This is a genomic window from Mesorhizobium sp. M6A.T.Ce.TU.016.01.1.1 (genome assembly GCF_003997065.1).
GTDB classification, from domain to species: Bacteria; Pseudomonadota; Alphaproteobacteria; order Rhizobiales; family Rhizobiaceae; genus Mesorhizobium; species Mesorhizobium mediterraneum.
In genome coordinates, this window is the sequence record NZ_RZTJ01000003.1 from 60591 (window position 1) to 73594 (window position 13004).

The following is a 13004-nucleotide window of genomic DNA, read 5'->3' on the forward strand; positions in this document are numbered from 1 at the left end:
CGGGTGCCAGCGATGGGCCAGCAGACTTTCCGCCAGATACTACAGTACACTTCGCCTCAGGCCGCCAGCACCGCCGCATCCAGCCCGCGAATAATCTTCGCCAGTTCCACGCATTCGTCGTGGCGGACCTTGTTGCGCCGCCAGGCAAGGCAGATCGTGCGCTGCGGCATTGGCTCCTGGAAAGGCACGATCTTCAAATCGGGGATAGTGCTGGCCGGTCCTGCCGCCATTTCCGGGATGAGCGTGACGCCGAGCCCGTGCGCCACCATCTGCAGCAACGTCGTCAGGCTGGTCGCGCCATAGCTTGCCATTGCCACCGGCCGCACGCTGCCGCAGACGGCAAGCGCCTGTTCGCGCAGGCAATGGCCTTCCTCCAGCAGCATCAGCCTTTCCAGCGCCGGGCTTTCCGGCGGAACCGGCGGCGAGGCGAAGGCGGGATCGCCGGCCGGCACGGCAAGGAAGAACCGGTCGGAGAAAAGCGCCTCGGTGATCAGCCCTGGCTGATCGAGGGGAAGGGCTGCGATGAAGGCGTCGAGCTTTCCCAAGGCGGTGTCCTCGACCAGCGATGCGGTCACCGCTTCGCGCAATTCGAGCTGCAAGGCCGGAAAATGCCGTCTCAGCTCCGGCAGCACATGCGGCAGGAGATAGGGCGCCACCGTCGGGATTATGCCGAGCCGGAAGCGTCCTTCCATGGCGGGACGCCCGCGCCGGGCCGTGGTCTCGATCTCGCGGATATCGGCAAGAATACGCTCGATGCGCGGCAGCATGGCCTGCGCCTCGTCGGTCATCCGAACCGATTTGCCGCCGCGCTCGAACAGCCGGCAGTTGAGCCGCAGCTCCATCTCGGCGATCTGCGAAGACAGCGCCGGCTGGCTGACGCCGGCGAGCTTCGCGGCGCGGCCGAAATGCAGCGTCTGCGCCAGCGCCTCGAAATATTGCATCTGCCGGACAGTGAGACCAATCATAAGGAAAACCTATCGCGACAAACAGGAAAGGCAATTTGTTTTTATCGGCAATGCGGCCTAGTCTGGAACCATTCCAGAATGGCGTGGCTCAAGGCCCGTCCGGAAAATCAACAAATCCCGGAAATCAACAAATCGGAGAGAACGATGGACGCAAAGACCGATGACAAGAGCGCGGGAAAATGCCCGGTCGCGCATGGATCGGCCGGCAGGACCAACCGTGACTGGTGGCCAAACCAGCTTGACCTTGCCGTTCTCCACCAGCAGTCGAGCCTCTCGGATCCGATGGGCGAGAACTTCGACTACGCCGAGGAATTCAAGAGCCTCGATCTCGATGCGGTGATCAAGGACCTGCACCAGGTGATGACCGATTCGCAAGATTGGTGGCCGGCCGATTTCGGCCATTACGGCCCGCTCTTCATCCGCATGGCCTGGCACAGCGCCGGCACCTATCGCATAGGCGATGGCCGTGGCGGCGCCGGCGCCGGCCAGCAGCGTTTCGCGCCGCTCAACAGCTGGCCGGACAACGCCAATCTCGACAAGGCACGCCGGCTGCTGTGGCCGATCAAGCAGAAATACGGCAGGAAGATCTCCTGGGCCGATCTGTTGATCCTCACCGGCAACGTCGCGCTGGAATCGATGGGCTTCAAGACGTTCGGCTTCGCCGGCGGGCGCGCCGATGTCTGGGAGCCCGAGCAGGACGTGGACTGGGGGTCGGAAACCAAGTGGCTCGGCGACGAGCGTTATTCCGGCGACCGCGAACTTCGGGGCCATCTCGGCGCCGTGCAGATGGGGCTGATCTACGTCAACCCGGAAGGGCCGAATGGCACGCCCGATCCGTTGGCCTCGGCACGCGACATCCGTGAAACCTTCGCACGCATGGCCATGAACGACGAGGAAACCGTGGCGCTCATCGCCGGCGGTCACACCTTCGGCAAGACCCACGGCGCCGGCGATGCATCGCTGGTGGGGGCGGAGCCGGAAGGCGCCGGCATCGAGGCGCAGGGCCTCGGCTGGTCGAGCAAGCACGCCACCGGCATTGCCGGCGACGCCATCACCTCGGGCCTCGAGGTGACCTGGACCACGACGCCGACCAAATGGAGCAACAACTTCTTCGATAATCTGTTCAACTACGAATGGGAACTGACCAAGAGCCCGGCCGGCGCCCATCAGTGGACGCCGAAGGGCGGCGCCGGTACAGGCTCGGTGCCGGACGCGCACGATCCGTCGAAGCGCCGCGCGCCAGCGATGCTGACCACCGACCTCGCGCTGCGGGTCGACCCGGCCTATGAGAAGATCTCGCGGCGTTTCCACGAGAATCCGGATCAGTTCGCCGATGCCTTCGCCCGCGCCTGGTTCAAGCTGACCCATCGCGACATGGGGCCGGTTGTCCGCTATCTCGGCCCGCTCGTGCCGAAGGAAGAGCTGATCTGGCAGGACCCTATCCCGGCCGTCGATCACGAACTGATCAGCGAGCAGGACATCGCCTCGCTGAAGGCGAAGATACTGACCTCTGGCCTGTCCGTTTCCGAACTGGTCTCGACCGCCTGGGCCTCGGCCTCGACGTTCCGCGGTTCCGACAAGCGCGGCGGCGCCAACGGCGCACGCATCCGTCTGGCGCCGCAGAAGGACTGGGAAGTCAATCAGCCGACCGAACTGTCGAAGGTGCTTGCGCAGCTCGAAGGCGTCCAGAGCGAGTTCAACGCCGGGCAGACGGGCGACAAGAAGGTCTCGCTTGCCGACCTGATCGTTCTCGGCGGCGTCGCCGCGATCGAGAAGGCCGCCAAGGACGGCGGCCATGACGTGGAGGTGCCTTTCACGCCAGGCCGCATGGACGCCTCGCAAGAGCAGACGGACGTCCAGTCCTTTGCCGCGATCGAGCCAAAAGTCGATGGCTTCCGCAATTATGTCAGGGGCAAGCAGCCGATGTCGGTCGAAGCGATGCTGGTCGATCGGGCGCAGCTGCTGACCTTGACGGCGCCCGAGATGACGGTGCTCGTCGGCGGGTTGCGGGTGCTCGGCGCCAACACCGGCAAGTCGAAGCACGGGGTGTTCACCGACAGGCCGGGCACGTTGACCAACGATTTCTTCGTCAACCTGCTCAGCATGAACACGGTCTGGGATCCGGCCGCCGGCTCCGATGAAGTCTACGAAGCGCGCGACCGCAAGACCAAGGCGGTCAAGTGGACCGGCACCCGCGCAGATCTGATCTTCGGCTCGCACGCGCAGTTGCGTGCGCTTGCCGAGGTCTACGGGTCGGCGGACGCCGGGCAGAAGTTCGTTAGGGATTTCGTCGCGGCCTGGACCAAGGTGATGAACGCCGACCGCTTCGATCTTGCCCGGGGCTGAGGCGGCAAGTGATTCTCTAATTTAACAAAAAGGCGCGGGCCTTGACCCGCGCCTTTTTGTATTGAAGCCTTCGAAAATCAGTCTTTCTCGAAGATGCGGGTCTTGGCGACCACGCCGGCGATGGCGCCGCCGATCAGCGGTGCGACAATGAACAGCCAGAGCTGGCCAATCGCGACACTTCCTGAAAACAGCGCCGGGCCGATCGAGCGGGCCGGATTGAGCGACGTGCCGGTCACCGGGATGATGGCGAAGTGCAGCCCCGCCAGCGTCAGGCCGATGACAAGGCCGGCAAAGGCTGTCGTGTGGCTGCCGCTGGTGACGCCGAGGATCACCGTCACGAAGGTGAAGGTTCCGATCAGCTCCCACAGGAACGCCGAGCTGACGCCCCATTTCGTCGCATCCCAGCCATTGGCGCCGAAGCCGCCGGTGTGTCCGCCGACCTGTCCGGAGACGATGATCCACAGCGCCAGCGACGCGATGATGGCGCCGATGATCTGCGCGATCCAATAGGGGATGATGTCCTTGGCCTGCATTCGGCCGGCAAGGAACACGCCGAGCGTCACCGCCGGGTTGAGATGCGCGCCCGAGATCGGGCCGATCGCATAGGCAGCCGCAATCAAGCCGATGCCGAATGCAAGACCGATGCCTTCCTGGCCGAGCGGCAGCGCGCCGCCGAAGCCGCCCGTCACCACCGAAGCCGTGCCGATGAACACCAGTAGAAATGTTCCTAGAACTTCCGCCAGATAAGTCTTCATTGCCCTCTCCTCGTAATTTTCCCGCCGATCCGCTTGCAGTTCTTGGCGAATCACGCAGCGAAAGAGTATCGCAACTTCAAAAGTTTGGAAGCACAAGCATTGCGCCGACTACAGCGCCGCGCGTCCATTGGGACGCGCAAAGGACGCTGTAGCACTTTGATTTTGCGCATGATCCCTTACCGAAAAATCGATTCCGATTTTCGGGGTCGTGCGCTAGAGCTGTGGGTGCCGACATATCTGCGCTCGATCTGGTGTCCGAGGCTCTCCCCGCTTGTGTGCGCCAGTCGCGCGCTTTAGAGCAGGGCGGAAGTAATTTGCTGAATAACGGAATAAGAAGATGCGACTGGGCGGACGGCTGGCGGCGGCCATCGAAGTGCTGGAGGATATCGGCCGGCGGCACCGACCGGTCGCCGATGCGCTGAAGGACTGGGGCCTATCGCATCGCTTCGCCGGCGGCGGCGACCGCGCTGCGATCGGCAACATCGTCTATGACGCGCTGCGCCGGAAGCGCTCGGCCGGCTTTTTGCTGGGCGAGGACACGCCGCGCGCCATCGGCTTCGGCGCGCTGCTGCTCGAATGGAACCAGACCGCGCAGTCGCTGAACGAAGCGCTCGACGGCGACAAATTCGCGCCGCCGCTGCTCAGCGCCGACGAGCTGAAGGCGGTCGCCGATAGTAGGCTTGCCGTTGCGCCGCCCGCGGTGCGCGCCGACATTCCGGACTGGTGCGAACCGCTTTTCGAACGGGCCTTCGGCGCCAACTGGGTCGATGAAGGCGCAGCGCTTGCGACGCGTCCGCCGCTCGACCTCAGGGTCAACACGCTGCGGGCCGATCGCAGCAAGGTGCTCGCCGAACTGGCCGAGACCGATGCCAAGGCTGCAAGGATCGCGCCGCACGGCATCCGCATCCCGCCGATCGCAGGTGACGGCAGGCACCCGAACGTGCAGGCGGAACCGGCCTTCCAGAAAGGCTGGTTCGAGGTTCAGGATGAAGGCTCGCAGATCGCCGCCACGCTGGCTGGCGCGGAGGCCGGGATGCAGGTTCTCGACTTTTGCGCCGGCGCCGGCGGCAAGACGCTGGCACTGTCGGCGGCGATGGACAATCGCGGCCAGGTGTTTGCCCATGATGCCGAAAAGGCGCGGCTGGCGCCGATCTTCGACCGCATCCGCCGCTCGGAAAACCGCAACGTGCAAATCGTCACCAAGCCGACGGAGCTCAGCACCCTCTCGGGCCACATGGATATCGTCCTGGTCGACGCACCGTGCACCGGCAGCGGCACTTGGCGGCGCCGGCCCGATGCCAAATGGCGGCTGACGCAGAGACAGCTCGATGCACGCAAAGGCGAGCAATCGGCGATCCTCGACGCGGCCAACGCCTTCGTCAAACCGGGCGGGCTGCTGGTCTATATCACCTGCTCGGTGTTCGACGAGGAGAATGGAGAACAGGTCGCAGCCTTCCAGGATCGTAACAGCGACTTTATTCCAGTCGATCACCGCCAGCTCTGGGACAGCCGCTTTCCGGGCCACGAGGCGGCCGCGCGGATCGGCGCCGCAGGCGGCATTTCGCTGTCGCCGGCGCTGAGCGGTACCGATGGGTTTTATGTCTGCGCGCTACGCAAGGGCGGCTGAATCTTGCCAGCGGACTTGATTGTTGCAGTGCAGCAATAGCGATTGCCTGCCGCTCATGCCTCTGCAATAAGCTTTTCAGACAGGAGCGTGACAAGCCATGGCTGCAAAGATCGTACCCGCCCCCGACTATGAGGATCGCGTCAGGACGTCCTTCGCGCGGCAGAACGCCATGATGACCATCGGCGCCGAGCTGACGCTGGTGACGCCCGGCATCATCGAGATCGAGATGCCCTATTCGGCGGCGCTGACCCAGCAGCATGGCTTCCTCCATGCCGGCGTCATTTCGACGGCGCTGGACTCGGCCTGCGGCTATGCAGCATTCTCGCTGATGCCGGAGAACTCCGGCGTGCTGACCATCGAGTTCAAGGTCAACCTGCTGGCGCCGGGCCGGGGCGAGCGCTTCCTGTTCCGCGGCTCGGTGACAAAGCCCGGCCGCACCATCATCGTCGCCGACGGCCAGGCCTATGCCTTCGCTGTCGACGGCGAGGCCAAGCTGATCGCCACTATGACCGGAACGATGATGACGGTGGTCGGTCGCGATGGCATCGAAGGCTGATCCGATGCGCAAGGCGGTCAGGATTGCGGGTAGGGACGTCCTCTTCGTGATGGCGGCGCAGGCCGAATACGGTCCGCATCTGCAGCGGCTTTTCACGCCTGTCATGACAGGGGTGGGGCCGGTCGAGGCGGGTGTCAGGCTGGGCGCGGAACTGTCATGGCTGAAGTCTGAAAAGGCGCTGCCGGACCTCGTCGTGTCGCTCGGTTCGGCTGGGAGCCGTACGCTGGAGCAGACGGAAATCTACCAGGCCGTTTCGGTCGCCTACCGCGACATCGACGCCTCGCCACTGGGGTTCGAGAAGGGCGCGACGCCGTTTCTCGACCTGCCGGTGACCGTGCCGCTGCCGTTCAGGATTCCTGATATAAGAGAGGCGACGCTGTCGACCGGCGCGGCGATCATTTCCGGCAGCGCCTACGATGCGATTGCGCAGGACATGGTCGACATGGAGACCTTCGCCTGCCTGCGTGCCTGCCAACTGTTCGGCGTGCCGCTCGTCGGCCTGCGCGGCATTTCCGACGGGGCTGCCGATCTCAGGCATGTCGGCGACTGGAAGGAGTATCTCCACGTCATCGACGAGAAGCTGGCGGATGCGGTCATGCGGCTGGAACAGGCGATCGGGTCCGGCGCGCTGGAATTCGGACCATCGCATGAGGACGCGAAATCGGATTGAGAGCCGCCTCTCAGCCCATTGCGCCGACTCGTTTCTTTCTCTAAACGCTCGCCATGAAGATAGCCAATCATCCCGACACCGTCCTGATTGTCGATTTCGGCAGCCAGTTTACGCAGCTCATCGCCAGGCGCATCCGCGAGGCCGGCGTGTTTTCCGAGATCGTGCCGTTCCAGTCGGCCGAAGCGGCGTTCAAGCGCATCAAGCCGAAGGCGGTGATCCTGTCCGGCGGCCCGGCCTCGACCGGCGACATCGGCAGCCCGCGCGCGCCGCAGATCGTCTTCGACGCCGGCGTGCCGGTGCTCGGCATCTGCTATGGCCAGATGGCCATGTGCGTGCAGATGGGCGGCATCGCGGAAAGCTCCGACCATCGCGAATTCGGCCGTGCCTTCGTCGAGATCCAGAAGGACAGCCCGCTGTTCGAGGGCCTGTGGGCGCCCGGCCAGCGCCATCAGGTGTGGATGAGCCACGGCGACCGCGTCATCTCCTTGCCCAAGGGCTTCGAGGTGTTCGGAAAATCGGAAGGCTCGCCCTTCGCCATCTTCGGCAATATCGAGCGCAAGATGTACGGCATCATGTTCCACCCCGAAGTGGTGCACACGCCGGACGGCGCCCGGCTGCTCCAAAACTTCGTCCACAAGATCGCCGGCATCGAAGGCGACTGGACCATGCGCGCCTACCGCGAGCACGCGGTCGAGACGATCCGTAAGCAGGTCGGCAAGGGCAAGGTCATCTGCGCGCTTTCGGGCGGCGTCGATTCCTCGGTCGCAGCACTCCTGATCCACGAGGCGGTCGGCGATCAGCTCACCTGCATCCTCGTCGACCATGGGCTGATGCGCAAGGACGAGGCTGCTGGCGTGGTGGAGATGTTTCGCCAGCACTACAATCTGCCGCTCATCCTTGTCGACGCTTCGGACCGTTTTATCGGCGCGCTCGAAGGCGAGTCGGACCCGGAAAAGAAGCGCAAAACCATCGGCCGCCTGTTCATCGAGGTGTTCGAGGAAGAGGCCGACAAACTCGGCGGCGCCGATTTCCTGGCGCAGGGCACGCTCTATCCCGATGTCATCGAAAGCGTCTCGTTCACCGGCGGCCCGTCGGTGACGATCAAGTCGCACCACAATGTCGGCGGCCTGCCCGAGCGCATGAACATGCAGTTGGTCGAGCCGCTGCGCGAACTGTTCAAGGACGAGGTGAGGGCGCTCGGCAAGGAGCTCGGCCTGCCCGACAGCTTCATCGGCCGGCACCCGTTTCCCGGTCCTGGTCTCGCCATCCGCTGCCCGGGCGGCATCTCTCGCGAAAAGCTGGAGATACTGCGCGAGGCCGACGCCATCTATCTCGACGAGATTCGCAAGGCCGGCCTCTACGACGCCATCTGGCAGGCTTTCGTCGTGCTGCTGCCGGTGCAGACCGTCGGCGTGATGGGCGATGGCCGCACCTATGAATTCGTCTGCGCGCTGCGCGCCGTCACCTCGGTCGACGGCATGACCGCGGATTTCTACCACTACGACATGGCGTTCCTGGGCGCCGCCGCCACCCGCATCATCAACGAGGTGCGCGGCATCAACCGCGTCGTCTACGACGTGACCAGCAAGCCGCCCGGCACAATCGAGTGGGAGTGAGGGATAAAAACGGCGGCAATAGCGTAGTTTCGGCGGTGCTTTTCGCCTCCGCTTAATTGCCGCTCCCATCCGTCTTTCACTTCCATTGAATTCGCCTACTCCATTTCTTTCCTACAGGATCGATCTGCGCCCGCTTCAGGATGGTGTAAAGCCGCTTCCATTGGCGGGAGTGCTCTGGCGTAGAATAGCGTGCACAAAGGCGGGTCTGCTTCGAGCCCCGTTGTTGTCGTCGGTCAGGAGTGTGCACGGCGATCCCGAAACCGGCCGTTCCGCATGCGGCCTGAGAAGCGGTACACTCACGTTTTCAGCTTGGACTTTGCAGCCATTCCCGCTTGCACCGTTGCACGTCGGTTTGCGACAGAAGCCGACGTTCCCGCATTTACCCCCATTCTTCCCCTAAACGAGCAAGACCCGGCAAGCGTCGCCGCGATCTACTGCGCGTCAGTCGCGCGATATGGACAGCCCCGCTAAAAGTGGGGCGTAGGCGGCGAGTCTGCGGGATACGAACTCGGTGAAGAGCCGCACGCGCTTCGTCTTGCGTGTCTCCCCCTGAGTGAGAACCCAGATCGGTCCATACAGGTGTAGGTTGGTACCTGGCACCCTCTCCAATAAGGGATCGGCATCTCCGACGAAACACGGGAGCGTCGTGATGCCTATACCTTGCCGGACCGCCGCGATCTGCGCTTCGAAATCCATAGTCCGGAACGGAGTCCCAGTCGTGCGAAGTTCTCCCTGGCGGGTCCAGTCCGGTACTCCATGACCACTTATGGCGATCCACCTGGGATCCGGCCCGCCCGCCTGCCACTCGGCCAGTCGATCGCCGGACATGTAGAAGCCGCCGTACAGCTCCGGTCCCTTCAGACCGTGAAGATTGAGCGGCAAGGCTTCGCGGTCATAGACGACACGGATCGCCACGTCGGCCTCTCGGTTGGTCAGATTTGCCAGCTCGCCGGACGACAGGATTTCCATCTCGATGTCCGGATGCAGGCGTACGAAATCCGCGAAGTTCGGCATTAGCAGGTGTGCTGCGAGGGGCGCCGGCAGCGTCACCCGCAGAAGCCCGCGCACGCTTTGATCGCGCCCCAAGACGCGCGTTTCCAGCTGGTGCGACGACGCTTGCATCTGGTCCGCGAACTCGAGGACCTCCTCGCCCGCAGCTGTTAAGCGGTAGCCCGAAGGCAGCTTTTCGAACATCTGCGCCCCGAGGCGGTCCTCGAGCTGGGCGATGCGTCGCAGCACGGTCGCGTGGTTCACTCCGAGACGTTTGGCGGCGGCCCGCACTGAGCCTCCTTGCGCGGCGGCGAGAAAGTAGCGAACGTCATCCCAGTCGATCATGGTGCATTCCCGCGCCGCGCAGTGAGGCTTCCGAAGCTCACTCTAACATACAGAGTCGGATTTTGCGCGAACATCGCGGCGTCTGGTTATCGGTATGGATCGTTTTCGCACCACCGATGTGTGCGATTGCTCACTGCCTGGCTGACTTCGGCAGGGCCATGTTGAGCCTCTCGGAAAGACCTCCCGTACAGCCAAAGTCCCGAGATGGCGAAACGAAGGATACACGATATGACCAGATTGAATGGAAAGACCGCCGTCATCACCGGAGGCGCCACCGGCATCGGCCTCGCCGCTGCAAAGCGCTTCATCGAGGAGGGCGCTTTCGTCTTCATCTTCGGCCGTCGGCAGGATGCGCTCGACGCCGCCCTCGTCGAGCTCGGGTCCAATGCCCGCGCGGTGCAGGGCTCGGTCTCCGATGAGGCCGATCTCGACAAGCTTTACGCGGCGGTGAAGACCGAGCGTGGAACCCTCGACATCGTGTTTGCGAACGCTGGGGTAGGAAGCCAGCTTAAGCTCGGCGAGATCACCGCCGAGCACATCGACGAAACCTTCGACGTCAATGTGAAGGGTACGATCTTCACCATCCAGAAGGCGCTGCCGCTGATGGGCGAAGGCGGTTCGATCATCCTGACCGGATCGAGCGCAGGCACCACGGGCGCCCCGGCATTCACTGCCTACAGCGCGAGCAAGGCGGCAGTGCGCAACCTCGCGCGGACCTGGGCGGAGGATCTGAAGGGCACCGGCATCCGCGTAAACGTGCTGTCGCCCGGGGCGATAGCGACCGAACTCGCGACCGAAGCGTTGGGCGAGGAGGGCCTGAAGGCCTACGGCTCGATGACTGCATTCCAGCGCATGGGCAATCCGACGGAGCTCGGGGCGGCTGCTGCCTTCCTCGCCTCATCGGACAGCAGCTTCATGACCGCCAGCGAGGTAGCAGTTGACGGCGGCCTAGCGCAACTCTGACGCGCTACACCTGGACGGGTTCCGTTCGATACTCGGAGCCCGACCGGCGTGGGAAAATAAAGGAGAATAAATATGAGCTACGCAATTATCGGCTTCGGCAATATCGGCAAAGCCCTGGCTAAGGCGTTTGCCCGCAAGGGCATCGAGGTATCCGTGGCAACCAAGCGCGACCCGGAAAGCTTTGCAGCCGATGCGGCTGCGATCGGGCCTACGATCATCCCCAAGAAGCTGGCGGAGGCAGTCAAAGCGGACATCATCTTTTTGGCAGTTCGTTTCGAGTCGCACCCTGATGTCGCGAACGCGCTGCCCACCTGGCAGGGGAAGACCATCGTCGATGTGACCAATGCCTATGGCGTGCCCCCTGAGCAACTGGGCGGACAGCCGTCTTCTAGGTTCATTGAGCAAGCCTTCTCAGGTGCAAAACTGGTCAAGGGCTTCAACCATTTGATCGCTGCCACCGTTGACGAGGATCCGGCCGTAAAGGGTGGCAGGAGAGTCGTGTTCCTGGCGAGCGATGATGAAGACGCTGCAGCGCAGATTGGTACACTCGCGGAAAATCTCGGCTTCGCGCCGATCAAACTAGGCGGGCTTTCGGAAGGCGGACTGCTCGTGCAGGCGCGCGGGAACAGCTGGGGCCGGCTGATCTTCAACGACCTGGTCCAGTTCGACTGATGAACATGACGTCCCCACCGGCAGGGACACGATGCACGCATCGGATCGTGCTCGATCCGATGCGTGCGGCCGAGGTGACGCCTGGAAGCAAAGGATGAAGTGCTCCGCCTCTCGTCAGCAGTATGATGGATACTCAGTTTTGATGGTCGAGCGCAGCAGAAGCCGATCCGGTCGACGGGTTCGCCAGAATGGCGCCCGTAATGATGCGAAAGAGATGATCGGCCCGCGGCGCGAATGAGGGTTGGTCGACCGCCCAGCCGAGAGCCGTCATCAGGGCGAACAGGTCATCCCCATTCATGTCGGGCCGCGCCGCGCCTTCGGCCTGTGCACGGAGCAGCAGTCGCGCGCTCGCCGAGTGCACCGCAGCGCATGAAGCATAAAGAGCGGAGTCCGGGTTCGTGTGGGCGGCGGCCATCATGGCGACGATGCCCCTATAGCTTTGGGCGAACCCCAACCATTCCTGGAACCAGGAGATGAGCGCTTCGTCAGGTGAGTTCGACGTTTCGAGTTCATCTGCCCTCTGAGTCAGTGCGTCCAGATTCGTACACAGCAACGCTTCGAACAAGGCTTCTCGCGTCGGGAAATGACGCAGCAGCGTGGCCAACCCGACGTCGGCCCGGCGGGCGATATCGCGCATGGACGCATTGATACCGTGCTCGGTGACGACGTCACGCGCGACCGCGAGGATATGGTTGTAATTTTTTTTTGCGTCGGCTCGCATGAGATGCCTTGATAACCGGATCGGTGATCCGTATATGTGGATCGGTGATCCGATTGTTAAGCGGATCGGTGAACCACTAAATAGAGTGCGTCTGCACAAATGGCAACAAAGGCGCTGCCCGCCCCGCGAGGAAAATGAACATGAGCACTATCAGCATCATCGGCTCAGGCGGTATGGCCGCAGCGATCGGCGGCCTTGCCGCCAAAGCCGGACACAGCGTCGAGGTGATGAGTCGCGACGCCGCCAAGGCGCGGGCGCTGGCCGAGCAGGTTGGAGCCGGCGCGACGACCGGAACGTTTGGCGCCGCTCCGGTCGGGGACATCGTCATCCTGGCGGTGCCTTTTTCGGCCGTTCTCGACGTGGTGAAGCAGTACGGCGAGAAGCTGGCAGGCAAGCTCCTCGTCGACATCACCAACCCCATCAAATCCGACTTCAGGGTTTTCTTGACTTCTGAAGACAGTTTCGGCGCGCAGGAGATCGCCAAGGTTGCTCCTGCCAATGCCACTATCGTCAAGGCGTTCAACACCCAGAACGCCCAGGTCCTGGCTGCCGGTCCAATCGGGGGCCATCCATTGGACGTGTTCATCGCCGGGGACGACTCTCAGGCGAAGGCGCGCGTCTCGGCGTTCATCGACAGCCTCGGACTACGTCCGATGGATACCGGGCGGCTGATTATGGCGCGGACGTTAGAGCACGCCTGCATGCTGTGGCTGGGCCTCATGACCCACTCCATCAAACACACCAACTTATCAATCCGCGTCAGCCTCCTCGGCTGAGC

At 63.3% G+C, this 13004-nt stretch carries 12 protein-coding genes; 8 read left to right on the forward strand and 4 right to left on the reverse strand.

Features of this window, described 5'->3' with window-relative positions:
- Nucleotides 1-56 precede the first annotated feature (56 nt).
- Nucleotides 57-965 carry a hydrogen peroxide-inducible genes activator gene (locus tag EOC94_RS06495; RefSeq protein ID WP_127289278.1) on the reverse strand — a complete coding sequence of 303 codons (909 nt, stop codon included), beginning with the start codon at nt 963-965 and terminating at the stop codon, nt 57-59.
- 144 nt (nt 966-1109) lie between these two features.
- Between EOC94_RS06495 and katG the strand changes: the two genes are divergently transcribed.
- Complete coding sequence (gene katG, locus EOC94_RS06500) at nt 1110-3311, forward strand: catalase/peroxidase HPI (protein WP_127289280.1); 2202 nt, start codon at nt 1110-1112, stop codon at nt 3309-3311.
- A gap of 77 nt (nt 3312-3388) precedes the next feature.
- On the opposite strand, the gene EOC94_RS06505 is transcribed toward katG, so the two are convergent.
- Complete coding sequence (locus EOC94_RS06505) at nt 3389-4066, reverse strand: aquaporin (RefSeq protein ID WP_127289282.1); 678 nt, start codon at nt 4064-4066, stop codon at nt 3389-3391.
- A 337-nt stretch (nt 4067-4403) separates the two neighbouring features.
- Here EOC94_RS06505 and EOC94_RS06510 point away from each other — a divergent pair, with 337 nt between their 5' ends.
- From EOC94_RS06510 to guaA, 4 genes are all read left to right on the forward strand, one after another.
- Nucleotides 4404-5693, forward strand: a complete 1290-nt coding sequence (locus tag EOC94_RS06510) for an RsmB/NOP family class I SAM-dependent RNA methyltransferase (RefSeq protein ID WP_127289284.1) — start codon at nt 4404-4406, stop codon at nt 5691-5693.
- A gap of 97 nt (nt 5694-5790) precedes the next feature.
- A complete protein-coding gene (locus EOC94_RS06515; protein WP_126103611.1) occupies nt 5791-6249 on the forward strand; it encodes a PaaI family thioesterase in 459 nt (152 codons plus the stop codon).
- Nucleotides 6250-6253: 4 nt separating this feature from the next.
- Nucleotides 6254-6919, forward strand: a complete 666-nt coding sequence (locus EOC94_RS06520; protein ID WP_126107241.1) for a 5'-methylthioadenosine/S-adenosylhomocysteine nucleosidase — start codon at nt 6254-6256, stop codon at nt 6917-6919.
- A 53-nt stretch (nt 6920-6972) separates the two neighbouring features.
- Nucleotides 6973-8535 carry a glutamine-hydrolyzing GMP synthase gene (gene guaA, locus EOC94_RS06525; RefSeq protein WP_127289286.1) on the forward strand — a complete coding sequence of 521 codons (1563 nt, stop codon included), beginning with the start codon at nt 6973-6975 and terminating at the stop codon, nt 8533-8535.
- Nucleotides 8536-8976: 441 nt separating this feature from the next.
- On the opposite strand, the gene EOC94_RS06530 is transcribed toward guaA, so the two are convergent.
- Nucleotides 8977-9870, reverse strand: coding sequence for a LysR family transcriptional regulator (locus tag EOC94_RS06530; RefSeq protein ID WP_095483592.1), 894 nt, complete (start codon nt 9868-9870; stop codon nt 8977-8979).
- 228 nt (nt 9871-10098) lie between these two features.
- Here EOC94_RS06530 and EOC94_RS06535 point away from each other — a divergent pair, with 228 nt between their 5' ends.
- On the forward strand, nt 10099-10833 hold the full coding sequence (locus EOC94_RS06535; RefSeq protein WP_095483593.1) for an SDR family oxidoreductase: 735 nt from the start codon (nt 10099-10101) through the stop codon (nt 10831-10833).
- Nucleotides 10834-10905: 72 nt separating this feature from the next.
- Entirely contained in the window at nt 10906-11505 is a 600-nt protein-coding gene (locus tag EOC94_RS06540) for an NADPH-dependent F420 reductase (protein WP_127289288.1), read from the forward strand.
- 133 nt (nt 11506-11638) lie between these two features.
- On the opposite strand, the gene EOC94_RS06545 is transcribed toward EOC94_RS06540, so the two are convergent.
- Nucleotides 11639-12226 (reverse strand): TetR/AcrR family transcriptional regulator, encoded by a 588-nt coding sequence (locus tag EOC94_RS06545; protein WP_127289290.1) that lies wholly within the window; start codon nt 12224-12226, stop codon nt 11639-11641.
- Between the two features lie 134 nt (nt 12227-12360).
- On the opposite strand from EOC94_RS06545, the gene EOC94_RS06550 reads away from it, so the two are divergent.
- Nucleotides 12361-13002, forward strand: a complete 642-nt coding sequence (locus tag EOC94_RS06550; RefSeq protein WP_348627390.1) for an NADPH-dependent F420 reductase — start codon at nt 12361-12363, stop codon at nt 13000-13002.
- The last annotated feature ends 2 nt before the right edge of the window (nt 13003-13004 follow it).

Excerpts from the sequence above, each read along its gene's own strand:
- EOC94_RS06495 (WP_127289278.1), bottom strand. The coding sequence starts at position 965 with ATGATTGGTCTCACTGTCCGGCAGATGCAATATTTCGAGGCGCTGGCG.
- katG (WP_127289280.1), top strand. The coding sequence starts at position 1,110 with ATGGACGCAAAGACCGATGACAAGAGCGCGGGAAAATGCCCGGTCGCG.
- EOC94_RS06505 (WP_127289282.1), bottom strand. The coding sequence starts at position 4,066 with ATGAAGACTTATCTGGCGGAAGTTCTAGGAACATTTCTACTGGTGTTC.
- EOC94_RS06510 (WP_127289284.1), top strand. The coding sequence starts at position 4,404 with ATGCGACTGGGCGGACGGCTGGCGGCGGCCATCGAAGTGCTGGAGGAT.
- EOC94_RS06515 (WP_126103611.1), top strand. The coding sequence starts at position 5,791 with ATGGCTGCAAAGATCGTACCCGCCCCCGACTATGAGGATCGCGTCAGG.
- EOC94_RS06520 (WP_126107241.1), top strand. The coding sequence starts at position 6,254 with ATGCGCAAGGCGGTCAGGATTGCGGGTAGGGACGTCCTCTTCGTGATG.
- guaA (WP_127289286.1), top strand. The coding sequence starts at position 6,973 with ATGAAGATAGCCAATCATCCCGACACCGTCCTGATTGTCGATTTCGGC.
- EOC94_RS06530 (WP_095483592.1), bottom strand. The coding sequence starts at position 9,870 with ATGATCGACTGGGATGACGTTCGCTACTTTCTCGCCGCCGCGCAAGGA.
- EOC94_RS06535 (WP_095483593.1), top strand. The coding sequence starts at position 10,099 with ATGACCAGATTGAATGGAAAGACCGCCGTCATCACCGGAGGCGCCACC.
- EOC94_RS06540 (WP_127289288.1), top strand. The coding sequence starts at position 10,906 with ATGAGCTACGCAATTATCGGCTTCGGCAATATCGGCAAAGCCCTGGCT.
- EOC94_RS06545 (WP_127289290.1), bottom strand. The coding sequence starts at position 12,226 with ATGCGAGCCGACGCAAAAAAAAATTACAACCATATCCTCGCGGTCGCG.
- EOC94_RS06550 (WP_348627390.1), top strand. The coding sequence starts at position 12,361 with ATGAACATGAGCACTATCAGCATCATCGGCTCAGGCGGTATGGCCGCA.